Genomic DNA, 16,295 nt, shown 5'->3' with positions numbered 1-16,295 from the left:
GAACGGCTCAGCTTACGCGATGGCCCGCTTAATCAGTTGACTGGTAGGCCCGCACCTTCACTACGCGCCAGGGACCGATGGGGTTGCCGCTCCATCGCGATCCGACCGGCACGCTCTCGCCGCGCATCACGAGCGAGGCGGGGCCGACGGTCGCATTCGCGCCGATGGTTGCGGCGGGCAGAATGACGCTGTGTGGGCCGAGTGTCGCCCCGGATCCCAGTTCGACCGTGTCCATGCTCATGATCCGGTCGTGGAAGAGGTGGGTTTGTACGACGCACCCGCGGTTGACTGTCGCGCCATCGCCGAGGGTGACGAGATCGGGTTCGGGGAGCCAGTAGGTGTCGCACCAGACGCCGCGACCAATTTTGGCGCCCAGTGAGCGCAGCCAGACCGCAAGCGCTGGGGTGCCGACGGCGGCGCGGGCGAACCAGGGGGCGGCGAGCACCTCGGTGAAGGTGTCGCTGACCTCGGTGCGCCACACGAAACTCGACCACAGCGGTTGTTCGCGGGCGCGAATGGGGCCGACGATGAGCCACTTCGCGGCGGTGGTGATCGCGGCCGCCAACGCCCCGGCGATGAGCATCACAATGCCCGAGAGCACGAGGGTGACCACAGGCCCGAGCCAGCCCCACAGCCAGGCAAAGGCGAACAGTGTCGTCAGCCCCAGGGCGCAGCTCACGATGACGGGCACGATGCGGCACATCTCCCACAGGGTGCGAGCCACGCGCAGCCGGGCGCCCGGGTGGTAGGTGCGCTCGTCCTCCCCCGCCTGGGTGAGGCGGCGGAGCCTGGCGGGTGGTGAGCCGATCCATGAGGATCCGGCCTTGGCTTTTGCGGGAGCGGCCGAGAGCACGGCCACCAGCGAGTGCTTGGGCACGCGGTGGCCGGGGCCCGCCATGCCTGAGTTACCGAGGAAGGCGCGTTTGCCGATGCGTACGTGGTCGATGTGTAGCCAGCCGCGGTGCAGTTCGTAGGAGGCCACCATGGTGTCGTCGGCGAGGAAGGCTCCCTCGTCGATGCGTGTCATCTTGGGCAGCAACAGCACGGTTGAGGCTTCCACATTGGGGCCTACGCGCGCGCCCAGCAGCCGCAGCCACACCGGGGTGAACAGGCTCGAGTAAATGGGAAACAGGAAGGTGCGTGCCGAGTCCAGCAGTCGCTCCGTGCTCCATACCTGCCAGCCCACGCGGCTGTGCACGGGGTAGGTACCCGCCACCATGCCGATGGCGCACAGTCGCACGAACGCGATCACGGCGAGGCCATACACGAGCCCCGTCGCGAGCACCGCAGGGATGAGCCAGAGGAGGGCTCCCCCGAGTGCTTCGCCGAGCGTCGCGGCTCCCCGTATGCCCAGGGTCACAAATGCGCCGCCCACGGCAAAGGCCACAAAGGGCATGAGTGCGAGCACGATGGATGACACCCCGTAGGCGAACTGCCATCCCGGGGCCTGTGCCGGCACGCCCTCAGGCCACAGGTCGTCGTTGCGTTTCGCTGCGGCGCTGCGAGAACCGCCCACCCGCACTGCGGGGGATCCGGCCCAGCGTTGCCCAGGTTTCACGCGGCCGAACACGGCAGAGCCCGGGGACACCTCGGCGCCGTCGTCGATGCGGGTGCCCGGCGCCAGGGTGGAGCGCGCGCCCACCGTGACATCGTTGCCGATCAGTACGGGCCCGACGCGCAGCAGGTCGCCGTCGATCCAGTAGCCAGAGAGATCCACTTCGGGTTCGATCGAGCTGCGCGCACCAATCTCGAGCATGCCCGTAATTGGCGGCAACGTGTGCAGGCTCACGTCGCGATCAATTTTGGCGCCCAGTGCGCGGGCGTACAGCCCCACCCACGGTGCTCCGGCGAGACCGACCGCGTCGATCTGCTCGGCGAACTGTTCGGCGAGCCAGAGGCGCATGTGGGTGACCCCGCCCCTGGGGTAGTCGCCGGGCTTCAGGTTCATCAGCAGCAGCCGGGCAACGGTTGCGGCGATTCCCATGCGGCCAAAGGGCGTCGACACCAGCAGCAGTGCCACGGCGAGCACCCACCAGGGCACCGCGGGCAGCACGGCAAACGCGACCGGATCAAGTGCCCGCAGCACCGTTCCCGCGGTCAACACGTACACGAGCCAGCGCACACCGCTCATGATGAACAGCGGAACGCCCGCGAGGGTCTGCACCCACTGGGTGTATCGCGGCGTCGGTTGCGGTTGATGGTAGTCATCGGGATCTTCGTGCTGCGCGGTGGCGGCAATCGCTTTCGCCATGGCGGCGAGGCGCGGCACATCGTAAATATCGGCCACCGTGTATTCGGGCACGCGAACGCGAATACGCGACACCAGCTGAGCCGCCGCGAGTGACCCGCCACCGAGGTCGAAGAAGTCGGCGCCCGTGTGGGGCACCTGCACCCCCAGCACGCTCTGCCACTGCTCGGCGAGCCACCGTTCGGTGCTCGTGAGCCCCTCATCAGCCATGATGCCGCCCGGGCCCATCGCCGTTTGCGGCAGGGGCCAGGGCAGGGCAGCGCGATCGACCTTGCCCGAGGTACGAATGGGCAGCTGGTCGACCACCGCGAGCAACGGCATCACCCCGGCGGCGAGGCGTGAGGCCAAAAACTCGCGCGCCTGCGCGCGGTCGAGAAGGTCGGCTTCGGGCCCGGCCGCAGCAGCGGGCCCGGCGGCGCCTTCGGTACCTAATGCTTCGGCTGACTCGGCGGCCGCTGAGCCCGTGGGCTCGGGGCGCTCGATCACGAGGTAGCCCACCAACACGGGCACACCGGCGTCGCTTTCGCGCACGGCGGCGGCCGCAGCGGTCACCCCGGGGAGTTCTTGGAGGGCGTTTTCTACCTCGCCCAGTTCGATGCGTCGGCCGCCCACTTTCACCTGGTCATCGGCGCGACCCAAGAACATGAGTCCGTCTGGTTCGTAGCGCACCAGGTCGCCTGAGCGATAGGCGCGTTCCCAGCCGAGGGTGGGCATCGATGCGTACTTTTCGGCGTCTTTTGCGGGGTCAAGATAGCGCGCCAGGCCAATGCCGCCGATGATCAGCTCACCAATTTCGCCCTGAGCGACCCGGTACCCGTCGGCATCAACCACCGCGAGATCCCAGCCCTCGAGCGGGAGCCCGATACTGACGGGGTTCACGCCGTCGAGCACGCAGCCGCACGAGACCACGGTCGCCTCGGTCGGGCCGTACGTGTTCCAGATCTCGCGCCCGTCTTCGACGAGGCGTGCGACCAGCTCGGGTGGGCAGGCTTCGCCGCCGAAGATCAGCAGGCGCACGTTCTCGATGGCTTCGGCCGGCCACATGGCGGCGAGCGTAGGAACGGTGGAGACGACGGTGATGCTTTGTCGCACGAGCCACTGCGCGAGATCCTCACCCGAGCGCACGAGAGCGCGGGGTGCGGGCACCAGGCAGGCGCCGCTGCGCCAGGCCAGCCACATTTCTTCGCACGACGCGTCAAAGGCCACTGAGAGCCCCGCGAGCACGCGGTCCTCTGGGGCCAGCGGCTCGGCCTGCAAAAACAGGTGGGCTTCGGCGTCAACAAATGCGGCGGCTGATCGGTGGGTGACGGCGACGCCCTTGGGCACCCCCGTCGACCCCGAGGTGAAGATGATCCAGGCGTCATCGTCGAGGGTCGGGTTTTCGTGCGGAGCGATTGCGTCGGTACCAGCGGCGTCACTGGCGGCGGAGTCGCCTTCCTCTGCGAGTGCGGCGGGGCGTTCACGGGGCACATATCCCCCGTTGCCAATGATGCCGACCGCTTGTGCTTCACCAAACACCAGGCGGGCACGCTCGTCGCTGTCGTCGACGTCCACCGGCACATACGCGGCGCGTGCCTGCATGATGGCCAGAATCGCGATGTAGAGCTGCTTCGAGCCCGAATCAATGCGCAGTCCGACCCGGTCACCGGGTCGCACGCCCGCGGCACGCAGCAGCGCGGCTTGGGCGGCGACAGCGTCAATGAGTTCGGCGTAGCTCAACGCACCCGATCCGTCATCGATTGCAGAGGCATCGGGATACGTGTCAGCTGTGGCACGCAGAATGTCGATGAGCGTGCGGGCTGGGGTGCTTTGGGCGCCACGACTCAGTGGAGTCTGAGCATCAGCGTGCTGGCCGGGAGTGATATCGCTGGGGGTAGGCGCGTTCGGCCTAGAGGTGCTCAATTTGCCGAGGGCTCTTTCGATGGGTTCTACGCATAGAAATTCACAGGTAATGCTGTTAGCAGCATCTCACCCCGGTGGCACCCTTGTCACCTAGTTCACCAGTTCTTTACCTTTAAGACATCGACTGTTCGCCGCTCGCTGGCGCCATGATGCGGCGGCGCTGATCGGTCGTCGGCCCGGGCTCACCCATACATACAAGAAAACCCCCGCTCTCGCGGGGGTTTTCTCTCACTGCTGGGATACCAGGACTCGAACCTAGAATGTCGGTACCAGAAACCGATGTGTTGCCAATTACACCATATCCCAATGTTGAACTCCGGCCCGAAACTGCAGCGCGGCAACGAGATATAACTCTACCCCCATGGCCCCTCAACACCAAACCGGCCCCCGTTGGCGTGTTTACCGGGCGCGCCGTGAGTGGAATACTGAAGCCCACCGCTGGGCGAAGTGGCCCACTTATGACGCAGGAGGATGCTGATGATCGATCAGTTTGGCAAAGTGATGATCTATGTTGCAGACCCCCAGCGCGTAGCCGCGTTCTGGGAGCAGACCGTGGGCTTCGTGCGGGTGACCACCCAGGAGCTTGAGGGACGGGTGCTCTCGGTCGAGCTCGCCCCCGCGGCAGGTCACGCCGCCTCGCTCGTGTTGTTTGAGCGCGCCACCGTCGCCCAGATGTCGCCCGAGCTGAACCTCGGCACCCCGTCGATTCTGTTTGGCAGCCATGACGCCGCCGGCATGCGATCGAGGCTCGAGGCGGCAGGGGTCACCGTTGGCGAGCTCGCGCACCACGGCGGGCGCACCACGTTTAACTTCGCAGACCCCGAAGGGAACTATTTCGCGGTCGAGCAGCTGTAACGGGCGGGCTGCGTTACTGTGCGACCGGATCGGCCCCGCGCCCATCAAGCGCGTCGATGTAGCGCAGCACGATACCCTCGCGCAGCGCCCACGGCGAGATCGTCAGCGTGGTGACATCAAACACCTTCATCGCGGTGCGCAGCACCACGGCACCGGCCATGATTTGGTAGCCGCGCTCGGGGGTGATGCCCGGCAAGTACTCGCGCACCGAACCCGGCATATCGCGCAGCGACGGCTCCCACTCGCGCAGACCCGCGTAGTGCAGCGGGGCCAGGTCACCCGAAACGGGGTCGGCGGGGCCACCGATCAGGCGTGCGAGCGAACGAATGGTCTTTGAGGTGCCCACCACGCGCTTGGGGCGCGGGCGGCCCTGGAACATCTCATTGCGCACACGCGTGAACTCGTTGCGGGCGTGCGCGCGCAACGCAGACACGGCCTCGCGCGAGGGCGGGTCTTCAGGCAGATACTGGATCGTCGAGCGACCGGCCCCGAGCGGCAGCGAGACCTGCACATCGGGGTATTCGTCGGCCCCCTGCGCGATTTCAAACGAGCCGCCGCCAATGTCAAACAGCAGCACCTCGCCCGCCGACCAGCCGAGCCAACGGCGCACGGCCAGCATGGTGATGCGGGCCTCGTCTTCGCCCGACAGCACGTGCGGTTCGATGCCGCTCACGCGCTCGATTTGGGCAAGCACGTCGTCGCCGTTTGAGGCTTCGCGTACCGCGCTGGTGGCGGTGCAGATCAGGTCATCGATGCCGATCTCGCGCGCGGTGCGGGCAGCTTCGGCGACCGCCTCGAGGATCAGCCTGACGCCCTCTTCAAGAATCTCGCCGCCCGGCCCGAGGTACCGCATCAACCGCACCACCGAGCGCTGCGAGTGGTAGGGCACGGGGCTTGCGCCAGCGTGGGCATCCACGATGAGCAGGTGAACCGTGTTGGATCCGACGTCGATGACTCCAAGGCGCATGCCGACGAGTCTAGTGGCTGGAGGGGCTACTGCGCGCTACTCCCCGCACGCTACTCCCCCGCGAAGGGGCCCACGCGGTCGACCCGCACCACGGGTTCGCCCTCGAGCTCAGATTTCTCGAGATCGACGGTGCCCTCAATGCGCCAATCACGGTCGTTCTCGGGGTCGAGCAGCACCTGCCGAAAACGCCAGATCCCCTCGTCGGCACTCGAACGGTCGATCTGCACGAGCGCGGCTGACCGCGCATCGCCGTCGAGCAGAATCTCGTCGTACTCGGTGTAGTACCCCGCGAGCGCATCGCGCCATTTCTGCTCGCTGAAGCCCCCGGGGCCATCGAGCTCGGCGAGTTCGGAGTACCGCTCGAACGCGGCCCCCTGCACGCGCCGAAACAGCGCGTTGCGCAGCATCACGAGGAACGCGCGCTCGTTCGCAAGCACCGAGCGCGCCGGGGGTGCGATCGACAGGGCGCGATCCGGATCAGCATTTTGTGCGTGCGCCTCGGGGTTCGCGAGCTCCTCCCACTCATCAATGAGGCTCGAGTCGATCTGGCGCACCAGCTCACCGAGCCAGTCAATGAGATCCTCGAGCTCGGGGCTTTTCGCCTGCTCGGGCACGGTGCGTGAGATCGCGCGAAACGCGTCGCTGAGGTACCGCAGCACGCCGCCTTCTGCGCGACCCAGCTGGTAGAACGAGACGACGTCGCGAAAACCGAATGCCCGCTCGATCATGTCGCGCACCACCGACTTTGGCTTCAGTTCGAAGTCGCGCGCCCACGGCACCTCCTTGAGGTACTCGTGGAAGGCCTCGTCAAGCAGCTCCTTGAGCGGCTGCGGGTACGTGATCTCTTCGAGCAGCTCCATGCGCTCCTCGTACTCGATCCCCTCAGCCTTCATCGCGGCCACGGCCTCGCCGCGCGCAGCATGCTCTTGCGCGCGCAAGATCGCCCGCGGGTTCTCGAGCGTCGCCTCAATGATCGAGATGACATCGAGGGCATAGGTGTCTGACTCGGGGTCGAGCAGTTCGATTGCGGCGAGCGCGAACGGTGACAGCGGCTGGTTGAGTGCGAAGTTTGCCTGCAGTTCAACGGTGAGGCGCAGCAGCCTGTGCCCGCGGGGGTCTTCGTATACCTCGACGATGCCGCCGTTGCGCAGGGTGCGGAAGATGCCGATGGCGGTGCGGGCGTGGGCGAACTGGTTGGCGCGGGGTTCGTGGCTGTCGAAGACGAGGGTGCGCATGGTTTCGAGGGCGTCGCCCTCGTTGATTTCGCCGCGGCCGATCACGCCGAGCACCATGGAGTGGCTCACCCGCATGCGGCTGACGAGCGGCTCGGGCTCTGAGATGACGAGTTTGTCGAGGGTCGCTTCGCTCCAGGCGACGAAGCCTTGGGGGGCCGACTTCTTCTTGGCAGGTTTCGCTTTTTTGCCGCCCTTGGCGCTTTCGGCTTTGGCGGCGGCTTTGGCAGCCGACTTGGCGTTTTCGACGTCGTGTTCGGGGGCGAGGGCGATGACGTCGCCCTCGGTGTCGTAGCCGGCGCGGCCGGCGCGGCCCGAGATCTGGTGAAATTCGCGTGCCGAGAGCCGGCGCATTTTGACGCCGTCGAACTTGGTGAGGGCGGTGATCACGACGGTGCGAATGGGCACGTTGATGCCCACGCCGAGGGTGTCGGTGCCGCAGATGACGCGCAGCAGGCCGCGCTGGGCGAGCTGCTCGACGAGCCGGCGGTAGCGGGGCAGCATGCCGGCGTGGTGCACGCCGATGCCCGAGCGCACGAGCCGCGAGAGGGTGACGCCGAAGCCTGTGGAGAATCTGAAGTCGCCCAGCGCTGCCGCGATTTCGTCGCGGCCTTCGCGGTCAACGATGCGAATGCTCGACAGCGCCTGCGCCTGCTCGACCGCGTGTGACTGGTTGAAGTGCACGAGGTATGCGGGTACTTGGCGGTCGGCGATGAGTTCTTCGACGACCTCGTGGGCGGGCTTCACTGCGTAGTTGAAGTGCAGGGGCACGGGGCGTTCGACGCCGGTCACGAGCGAGGTGTCGCGGCCGGTGCGGTCGCTCAAGTCTTTCGCGAGTTCGCGTACGTCGCCCAGGGTGGCTGACATCAGCAGGAACTGGGCGTCGGGCATCATCAGCAGCGGTACCTGCCAGGCCCAGCCGCGCTCGGGTTCGGCGTAGTAGTGGAACTCATCCATCACTACCTGCGTGATGCCGCCGATCTCACGGTCGCGAATGGCGAGGTTGGCGAGGATCTCGGCGGTGCAGCAGATCACGGGGGCGTCTGAGTTGATGGAGGCGTCGCCTGTGATCATGCCCACGTTTTCGGCGCCAAACACGGCGACAAGCTCGAAGAACTTTTCGCTCACGAGCGCTTTAATGGGGGCGGTGTAGACGGTGCGGCGGCCCTCGGTGAGTGCTGAGAAGTGGGCGCCGAGTGCGACGAGTGATTTACCGGTGCCGGTGGGGGTCGCCAAAATCACGTTGCTGCCGAGGGTGATGCCGAGGATCGCTTCCTCTTGCGCGGGGTACAGCCTGAGCCCGCGGTCTTCCCACACCCACTCTTCGAACGCCGCAAAGGCGTCGTCTGGGCTCACCGTGGCGTCACCGGCCTCGCGTGCAGCGCTTCGCAATTGCTCGAGCGTTGTCTCTAAGCTCACTTGTGTCTCGTTCCTGTCACGCTCGGCCATTTGCCGCGCAGCCCTGTCACTAGGGTACCGACCGCTGGGGCGGTGGTGAGCCGACGGGTCAACAGAGTGGCCGCGCCGCCGGGTAAAGTAACCACACGATGACCTCTTTTGCTCGGCACCGTGTGCCCGCCAGTGTGCTCGCGGTGGCCGCGATCTTCAGCGTCCAGTTTGGTAACGCGCTGGTGGGTGGCATGTTTACCGCGGTGGGGCCGCTGGGCGCCGCTGCTGCCAGGCTGGGATTTGCTGCCCTGCTGCTGCTCGTATTCGTGCGCCCCCGCGTGAGGTCGTGGGATCGTGCCACGTGGGGCGGGGCGATCGCGCTGGGGATTGCGCTGGCGGGCATGAACTCGTGCATTTACCTCGCGTTTGACCGAATTCCGCTGGGCATCGCCGTCACGATCGAACTGCTCGGGCCGCTTGCGGTGGCTGCGGCGACCAGTCGCCGGCTGCTCGATGTGGGCTGGGTGGTGCTGGCGCTCGGCGGGGTACTGCTGCTCGGCGCGGCCCCGGGTGGCGGGCTGCCGCTTGCCGGGGTCGGATTTGCGTTGGCGGCGGCCGGGTTTTGGGCGCTCTACATTGTGTGTTCGTCACGGTTGGGGGCTAAAGCCCAGGGCCTCGACCCGCTCGCGGTCGCCATGACCGTCGCCGCCGCAGTCGTGCTTCCGCTGGGTGCCGGTGACGCCGTTGCCGCGTTCACCGTGCAGCCGATACTGATCGCGGTGTTTGTGGGGGCCGCGCTGCTCACCTCAGTGATTCCGTACACGCTGGAGTTTGTGGCGCTGCGCCGCATGTCGGTACGGGTGTTTGGGGTGCTGTCGAGCCTCGGGCCCGCGGTGGCTGCGCTGGCGGGGTTCGTGGTGCTCGCGCAGCACCTGACGCTTGTGCAGTGTGGCGCGATTGCGCTGGTGGTGGCTGCCTGTGCCGGGGTGATTGGCACGGCCAAGCGCGGCGGCGTTTAAGCCACACGCGGCAGCTGAGGTACGCACGCCAGGTAAACCGCACGCAGCCGCTGCAGCCACAATGCGCGCCGGCAGCACACGATTTCGGCTTCGCCCCTGGGCTGAGGCCCTCGTATGCCCCGTAGGATATGAGCAGGCACCGCCCAGCGCGCTGCCCGGCGCGTGAAGCGTATCGACCGGAGCTGGCGGCCCCTGGATCCCCGAAAGTGATGATCCGATGGAATTTGGACTTCTCCTCGTAATCGGCGTCGTGGTGCTCGTTGGCACGTCTGTGCTGGGAAGCCGCATCGGCGTGGCCGCCCCGCTGCTCTTGGTGGTCGTGGGCATTGGGGCGGGGTATCTGCCCTTTGTGCCGCTGATTGAAGTACCGCCCGACCTGATCTTGTTGGGTGTGCTGCCACCGCTGCTGTATGCGGCCGCGGTGAACGTGCCGCTGATCGATTTTCGCCGTAACTTTCGGCCCGTCATTGGCCTCTCGGTCGTGCTGGTCGTCATCTCGGCCGTGATTATCGGGCTCGTGCTGCACGCCTTCGTGCCCGGCATTCCGCTGCCCGCCGCCATCGCCCTCGGCGCCGTGATCAGCCCCACCGATGCCGTGGCCGCCACGTCAATTGGTAAGCGGCTCGGCATGCCCGACCGGGTGGTGTCCATCCTCGAGGGCGAAAGCCTCGTCAACGATGCCACCTCCCTCGTGCTCCTGAAAACCGCGATCGCCGCAGTGGCCGGCAACTTCGTGTTCGTCGAGGCCGCCGGCTCCTTCGTCTACTCCGTCACTGTTGCCCTGATTGTGGGCGGCCTGATGGGCATCATCACCGTGTGGCTGCGGTCGAAGCTCAACAACCCTGTCTACGACACCATGATTTCGTTCGTGGTGCCCTTCATCGCGTTCATTCCCGCCGAAGAACTGCACGCTTCTGGCGTACTCGCGGTCGTCGTCACCGGCCTCTACACCGGCCACCACGCCTCACGCCGATTCAGTGCCACCGCCCGCACCAACGAGCGGCTGAACTGGCGCACGGTGCAGTTCGTGCTCGAAAATGGCGTGTTCTTACTGATGGGCCTGCAGCTGCACGCCCTCGTCGAGCAGGTCATCAACAGTGATTTTGAGCTCGCGCACGTGCTGCTCATTTCGCTCGCACTTGTGGGCGTGCTGATCGTGTGCCGCGCGCTATTCGTCGCGCCCCTCATCGTGGGCCTGCGCAGCACGGCCCGCGCGTATGAGCGGCGGGGCCGGGGCCTGAAGCGCATGGCGGGGCGGGTGCGTGAGGATCCGGATCCCAGCACGCAACGCCTGCGGCGCGTATCGTTGCTGCAGCAGCGCGTGCATGCCGATATCGTTCATGAGCGTGATCAGCAGCTGGGCTGGCGCGATGGTGCGGTGCTGAGCTGGAGCGGGATGCGCGGCGTGGTGACGCTTGCGGCGGCGCAGTCGATTCCCATCACCATCCCCTACCGCCCGCAGATCATCATGATCGCGTTTGCGGTCGCCATCATCACGCTGCTGCTGCACGGGCTGTCACTGCCCGCCCTGATTCATAAGCTGTGGCCGAGCGGCTCGGGTGCCGGCGCCACGGCCGCAGAGCTCACCGCGCTCAGCGGCGACCTCGTTGAGGCCGCCAATAGCGGAATCGACGATGCGCTCGCCAATGAGGATCCGGCGCATCAAACCCCAGATTCCGTTACTGCGCGAGCCCGTGCGGGCGCCAAGAACACGCTCACGCCCATCGCGATGTCGCTCGGCAGCGCCGAGGGATACACCTCGGTTCCCGAGGTTGAGAGCCCGGCGCGCGCCTATCTCAGGCTCGCACGCGCGGCGCTCGAATCGCAGCGCGCTGCCCTCATCGAGGAGCGCGCCATCGGCCGGTACAGCTCGCACGCACTGCGCGCCGCCGAGCACGCACTGGATGCGCAGGAGTCACGCCTCACCCCGCCTGAGACGCACTAACGACGCGCACAGTGCGCACAGGCGCGGTGCTCCTCGCGAGAACCGCGCCTCCCCGGCCGTTACGCGGCGGCGCTCACCGGGTTTTGGTGATGGCTGAAGACGATGCTGGTGCGCGTGGATGACACCGCGGGGTGCGCCGAAAGGTGCTCGGTGACGAAGTCACGCACGTGGTCTGAGTCGCGCGCCGCGAGGTGAATGATGAAGTCTTCGACCCCGCCCAGAAAGAACAGCTGAGTGACCTCGGGCAGTGATTTCAGCTGGTCACTCATTTCGGTGATCAGCTGACGCGCGCCCGAGCGCACCGTCACGCTAATGAGCACCTGCAGATCGAGGCCGATTTTGCGCGGGTCGACGGTGGCGGTGAAGCCCGAAATGACGCGGCGGCTCACCAGGCTGCGCACGCGTGCGATGCACGTGGAAGCTGCCACGCCCACACGTTCTGCGAGCTCAGCATTCGTAATGCGGCCGTTTGCCTGCAACTCACCGAGGATCTTGCGATCTACGTCGTCTAGTTCGACATCTAGCCGCAGATTCTTCACTCCATCAACCATCTACCGTCGCCTCCTCGTATACGAAAGTCATTTTTACAACTAATTCCGAAGAGAATTCAACGTTTTGCCACGGATATCGAATATACTGCACAATAAGTTGATTCCACTGTCACGAACGACGCTAGCACGCTGAGTTCGCATGACAAGGGAAGTAACTCATCCCAATCCAACGCAGATTCTTTTGGAGCACATCATGCGCGTCGGTATTCCCACCGAAATTAAGAACAATGAGAACCGCGTCGCCATCACGGAGCCCGGTGTATTCGAGCTGACCCGTCGTGGCCACGAGGTACTGGTGCAGGCTGGCGCTGGTCTCGGCTCAGCTATCACGGATGCCGACTACATCGCCGCTGGCGCCAAGATCATCGAGGGCGCAGACCAGATCTGGGCTGAAGCCGACATGATCCTCAAGGTCAAGGAGCCCATCGCTTCTGAGTACGCGAAGATGCGTAAGGGCCAGGTGCTGTTCACCTACCTGCACCTCGCGGCAGACCGCACCCTCACCGACGCAGTGCTCGCTTCGGGCACCACCGCCATCGCCTACGAGACGGTGCAGCTGCCCACCCGCGGCTTGCCCCTCCTCGCCCCCATGTCTGAGGTTGCTGGCCGTCTGTCCGTTCAGGTCGGCGCAAACGCACTCATGAAGGCCAACGGCGGCCGCGGCATCCTCCTCGGTGGCGTCACCGCAACCCGTCGCGGCAAGGTCGTCGTCATCGGCGGCGGTGCAGCAGGCGAGCAGGCTGCACGTATTGCATTCGGCATGGGTGCCGAGGTTACCGTTATCGATATCTTCCTCCCCCGCCTGAAGCAGCTCGAGGATGAGTTCAACGGTCGCATTCAGACCCGCACCTCGAACGCTCACAACATCACCGAGGCACTCAAGGAAGCCGATCTCGTGATCGGTTCGGTGCTGATCCCCGGCGAGAAGGCCCCCAAGCTCGTCACCGACGAGATGGTGGCCCAGATGAAGACGGGCTCAGTGCTCGTGGACATCGCGATCGACCAGGGTGGCTGCTTCGAGAACTCGCGCCCCACCACGCACGACGATCCCACCTACCCGGTGCACAACTCGATCTACTACTGCGTGGCCAACATGCCCGGCGCGGTCCCCGAGACCTCGACCGCTGCACTCACCAACGCAACGCTTCCCTACGTCGTGTCGCTCGCCGACAAGGGCTGGGTCAAGGCACTGAACGCTGACGCATCACTCGCCAAGGGCCTCAACGCCCACGACGGTGTGGTCACGTTCAAGGGCGTCGCTGACGCGTTTGATGGCCTGCCGTACTCCTCGGTTGAGGATGTGCTCGCAGCACAGGCATAATTTGCCAGAGTACGCTTGGGTCTATGGATCTTAAGTTCTCATTCGGAGGGGCGTCACCCGATCACAGCGATCACGGTGGCGCCCCTTCGGGCCGCTCACTCCCCCTTACCCCCGCAACCAGCACCAGTGCGAGCGACCTCGTTGTCGTGGCCACGCGTGATGCCTCGGGCATACGTGCCGAGGTGCGCACCGGAGCGGGCGTGGTGTACACCAGCGCAGACGTTGCGTGCGCCGATGATCAGGCGCTGCCCCGCGCGGCACGATCCGGCATCGCGCGCGCAGTGGCGGGCCTCGAGGGTCCGCTCGCCGAGCAGGTTGCCGCTATCGAACTCGACCTGGGCGACGCAGCCGTCGCGGTGGTCGAGTTCTTCGGCGCAGAGGCTTCGGCCCCCGTGGTCACCGCTGCGCTGCAGAGCCGCATCGGGGTAGCCGCGGGCACCCCGATCAAAATCACGGTGTAGCCAGAATTACGGTGTAGCTCAGCGCACCTCCTGCGATAGCGCGGGGAGTTCTGCTCCCCGTCGCACGCACACACAATGGCCTCTGGCCCGGGAATTATGTCACCGGGCCAGAGGCCATCTTTGTGTCGCGCAGCCTACCCCTGAAACTTCAGGATGCGTTCGAGCGCTTCGGTGACCGCCCGCTCGCCCGCGGCATACGAGAGTCTGACGGCGCGATGACCCGCGACCGGATCAAAATCGACGCCCGGCACCACGGCCACATCGGCGCCCTCGAGCAGCGCCTGCGCGTACTTCACCGAGTCGCCGTACTGTTCGAGCTGCGCCTCGCCCAACTCTGAGTAGTAATAGAACGCACCATCAGAGGGAGCGGCCTGCCCCCAGTTCAGGCTCGGCGCCGCTTCGAGGATCAGCGTGCGCGCCCGCGCAAAGTCGTCGACGATCGCGTCGCGCTTGGCGTACGTTTCGGGGGCGAATGCCTGCAGTGCAAGCTCTTGTGCGGGCGCGGGCGGCGACAACGCGAAGTTCGATGCGAGCGCTTCGAACGCCGGCACGAGGGACTCCGGCAGCAGGGCCCAACCGAGCCGCCATCCCGTCATGCCCCAGTACTTCGAGAATGAGTTGATCACGATGGCTTCGCGGCTCAGCTCGCGGGCGCTGACGCCGCGCGGATCCGGATCCCCCGCCCCCGGAAACGTAATGCCGTGATAGATCTCGTCGCTGATGAGCCGGGTGCCTTGCGCGTCGCACCAGGTGACGAGCGCCTGCAGCTCGGCGCGGCTGAGCATGGTGCCCGTGGGATTGGCCGGCGACGCAATGATGAGCCCGGCGAGCGGGCCACCGCTCGCCACCACGGCATCGAGCAGCTCGGGCGTGGGCTGGTAGCGCGTCTCGGGGCCGGTGGGAATTTCGACGACCTCAACGCCGAGCGCCGTCAAAATGTTGCGATACGCGGGGTACCCGGGGCTCGCAAGCGCGACCCGATCGCCCGGGTCAAACAGCGTGAGAAACACCAGCTGGAACGCCCCCGATGATCCGGTGGTCACCGCGACCGTTCCCGGATCAACCTCGACCCCGTGCCACGCACGGTAGTGCCCCGCGATCGCCTCGCGCAGCGGAGTCGTGCCGAGCGGGCCGGTGTAGCCCGCGGCCTTCAGCGTGCCCGGGGCCGGCATCGCGCCGGGCTCCCCCGCGCACAGCGATACGACGTTGTGGCCGGCCGCGCGGCGGCGCGCGATCTCGTCGGTGATGCGCATCACCTCAAACGCAGGAACGTGTGAGCGCCGGGAGGGCAGTGAAGGCTGAGGAACTCCAGTGGTCGTCATAATCTCCACCGTAGCGGGTTCACGCGTGGGCGCGACGGTGCCGCCACAACTTACCCCTCACGGCTGCGATCGGGGCCCTCATTCTGGCTGAAGCGGGTGCGGTAGGACGTAGGGGTGGTTGAGAAAGCGGCCACGAAGTTCTGTCGAAACGTCACCGGGCTCCCAAAGCCGCATGACTCGGCGATGCGGGCAATGCTCCAGCTCGTCGTTTCTAGCAGCTGACGGGCATCATCTAGCCGCCGATTCAGCACCCATTTGGCGGGAGACAGCCCGGTCGCCTCGGTAAACCTTCGCGTGAAGTTTCGCTTGCTCATGGTGGCGTGCGCGGCCAGGCTCGCGACCCCCAGGTCTTGATCTAGATTGGCGAGCGCCCACAGCATCGTTTTGCCCAGCGGCCCATCGAGATCTCGGTCAGGCAGCGGGCGCGCAATGTATTGCGCTTGATCGCCGTCGCGGTGCGGCGCGACGACGATCCCCCTGGCCACCGCTGCGGCGGCCGCTGATCCCAGGTGCGTGCGCACAATGTGCAGGCAGGCGTCGAGCGCCGATGCGGTGCCCGCCGAGGTCAGCACGTCGCCGTGGTCGATATACAGCGCTGAGTCGTTGAACGAGACTGCGGGCGTTTGTGCCGCGACCGCCCGCGCCGCACCCCAGTGGGTTACTGCGGTGCGGCCGTCGAGCAGCCCACTACGCGCCACCGGGTAGGCCCCGAGGCAGAGGCCCACGATCTGGGTGTCGCGGTCATGAGCCTCGTGAATGAGTTGCAGCAGATCAGCGGATGGTTCGGGCAGTTCATTCAGCCACGATGGGAGCACCAGCATCTGTGCGTCGCGCACGATGTTTGGGCCCGCGACGTCACCGATGACGTAGCCTTCTTCGCTGCGCACCGGGCCGCCCGTCTCGGTGAAGACCTCGGCACTCCACCCGTCGGCGAGCCCCAACCTGGTGACTTCCCCGAATACCAGCAAGGGCGTGGCGAGATGAAACAGCGTCATGCCTTCGAACGCGTGAATGGCGATTCTCATTCTGGCCCGTTTCCATCGAAAGGATGCATATACGCCACTCACGGTAGCAGGGCGGCTG

At 66.1% G+C, this 16,295-nt stretch carries 11 protein-coding genes and 1 tRNA gene; 5 read left to right on the top strand and 7 right to left on the bottom strand.

What is annotated here, in order from left to right:
* Positions 1-28: 28 nt before the first annotated feature.
* Together JOF28_RS13485 and JOF28_RS13480 are read right to left on the bottom strand one after the other, a co-directional pair.
* Positions 29-4,111, bottom strand: a complete 4,083-nt coding sequence (locus JOF28_RS13485; protein ID WP_209707137.1) for a Pls/PosA family non-ribosomal peptide synthetase — start codon at positions 4,109-4,111, stop codon at positions 29-31.
* Between the two features lie 273 nt (positions 4,112-4,384).
* A tRNA-Gln gene (locus tag JOF28_RS13480) sits at positions 4,385-4,456 on the bottom strand.
* A gap of 171 nt (positions 4,457-4,627) precedes the next feature.
* On the opposite strand from JOF28_RS13480, the gene JOF28_RS13475 reads away from it, so the two are divergent.
* Positions 4,628-5,005, top strand: coding sequence for a VOC family protein (locus JOF28_RS13475; RefSeq protein ID WP_209706303.1), 378 nt, complete (start codon positions 4,628-4,630; stop codon positions 5,003-5,005).
* Between the two features lie 13 nt (positions 5,006-5,018).
* On the opposite strand, the gene JOF28_RS13470 is transcribed toward JOF28_RS13475, so the two are convergent.
* Together JOF28_RS13470 and JOF28_RS13465 are read right to left on the bottom strand one after the other, a co-directional pair.
* On the bottom strand, positions 5,019-5,972 hold the full coding sequence (locus tag JOF28_RS13470) for a Ppx/GppA phosphatase family protein (protein ID WP_209706301.1): 954 nt from the start codon (positions 5,970-5,972) through the stop codon (positions 5,019-5,021).
* Between the two features lie 50 nt (positions 5,973-6,022).
* Entirely contained in the window at positions 6,023-8,653 is a 2,631-nt protein-coding gene (locus JOF28_RS13465; RefSeq protein ID WP_209706299.1) for a DEAD/DEAH box helicase, read from the bottom strand.
* A gap of 98 nt (positions 8,654-8,751) precedes the next feature.
* On the opposite strand from JOF28_RS13465, the gene JOF28_RS13460 reads away from it, so the two are divergent.
* Both JOF28_RS13460 and JOF28_RS13455 read left to right on the top strand, forming a co-directional pair.
* A complete protein-coding gene (locus tag JOF28_RS13460; protein ID WP_209706297.1) occupies positions 8,752-9,612 on the top strand; it encodes an EamA family transporter in 861 nt (286 codons plus the stop codon).
* Positions 9,613-9,829: 217 nt separating this feature from the next.
* Entirely contained in the window at positions 9,830-11,557 is a 1,728-nt protein-coding gene (locus JOF28_RS13455; RefSeq protein WP_209706295.1) for a cation:proton antiporter, read from the top strand.
* Positions 11,558-11,616: 59 nt separating this feature from the next.
* On the opposite strand, the gene JOF28_RS13450 is transcribed toward JOF28_RS13455, so the two are convergent.
* Positions 11,617-12,108: an Lrp/AsnC family transcriptional regulator gene (locus tag JOF28_RS13450; RefSeq protein ID WP_209706293.1), complete on the bottom strand. Its 492-nt coding sequence runs from the start codon at positions 12,106-12,108 to the stop codon at positions 11,617-11,619.
* Positions 12,109-12,301: 193 nt separating this feature from the next.
* Here JOF28_RS13450 and ald point away from each other — a divergent pair, with 193 nt between their 5' ends.
* Together ald and JOF28_RS13440 are read left to right on the top strand one after the other, a co-directional pair.
* Entirely contained in the window at positions 12,302-13,429 is a 1,128-nt protein-coding gene (gene ald / locus JOF28_RS13445) for an alanine dehydrogenase (RefSeq protein ID WP_209706291.1), read from the top strand.
* 23 nt (positions 13,430-13,452) lie between these two features.
* Entirely contained in the window at positions 13,453-13,890 is a 438-nt protein-coding gene (locus JOF28_RS13440) for a hypothetical protein (protein WP_209706289.1), read from the top strand.
* A gap of 134 nt (positions 13,891-14,024) precedes the next feature.
* Here JOF28_RS13440 and JOF28_RS13435 read toward each other — a convergent pair whose 3' ends face one another.
* Positions 14,025-15,212: a pyridoxal phosphate-dependent aminotransferase gene (locus JOF28_RS13435; protein WP_209706288.1), complete on the bottom strand. Its 1,188-nt coding sequence runs from the start codon at positions 15,210-15,212 to the stop codon at positions 14,025-14,027.
* A 50-nt stretch (positions 15,213-15,262) separates the two neighbouring features.
* Positions 15,263-16,237, bottom strand: coding sequence for a GlxA family transcriptional regulator (locus tag JOF28_RS13430; RefSeq protein ID WP_209706286.1), 975 nt, complete (start codon positions 16,235-16,237; stop codon positions 15,263-15,265).
* Between the last annotated feature and the right edge of the window lie 58 nt (positions 16,238-16,295).

Source organism: Leucobacter exalbidus, from assembly GCF_017834145.1.
In the GTDB taxonomy this organism is placed as follows: Bacteria; Actinomycetota; Actinomycetes; order Actinomycetales; family Microbacteriaceae; genus Leucobacter; species Leucobacter exalbidus.
The sequence above is the reverse complement of the archived record's forward strand: the minus strand, read 5'-3'. Positions and strand labels throughout refer to the sequence as shown.

Bases quoted from the DNA above. Each gene is read 5' to 3' on its own strand.
- JOF28_RS13475 (WP_209706303.1), top strand. From the start codon at position 4,628: ATGATCGATCAGTTTGGCAAAGTGATGATCTATGTTGCAGACCCCCAG.
- JOF28_RS13470 (WP_209706301.1), bottom strand. From the start codon at position 5,972: ATGCGCCTTGGAGTCATCGACGTCGGATCCAACACGGTTCACCTGCTC.
- JOF28_RS13465 (WP_209706299.1), bottom strand. From the start codon at position 8,653: ATGGCCGAGCGTGACAGGAACGAGACACAAGTGAGCTTAGAGACAACG.
- JOF28_RS13460 (WP_209706297.1), top strand. From the start codon at position 8,752: ATGACCTCTTTTGCTCGGCACCGTGTGCCCGCCAGTGTGCTCGCGGTG.
- JOF28_RS13455 (WP_209706295.1), top strand. From the start codon at position 9,830: ATGGAATTTGGACTTCTCCTCGTAATCGGCGTCGTGGTGCTCGTTGGC.
- JOF28_RS13450 (WP_209706293.1), bottom strand. From the start codon at position 12,108: ATGGTTGATGGAGTGAAGAATCTGCGGCTAGATGTCGAACTAGACGAC.
- ald (WP_209706291.1), top strand. From the start codon at position 12,302: ATGCGCGTCGGTATTCCCACCGAAATTAAGAACAATGAGAACCGCGTC.
- JOF28_RS13440 (WP_209706289.1), top strand. From the start codon at position 13,453: ATGGATCTTAAGTTCTCATTCGGAGGGGCGTCACCCGATCACAGCGAT.
- JOF28_RS13435 (WP_209706288.1), bottom strand. From the start codon at position 15,212: ATGACGACCACTGGAGTTCCTCAGCCTTCACTGCCCTCCCGGCGCTCA.
- JOF28_RS13430 (WP_209706286.1), bottom strand. From the start codon at position 16,237: ATGAGAATCGCCATTCACGCGTTCGAAGGCATGACGCTGTTTCATCTC.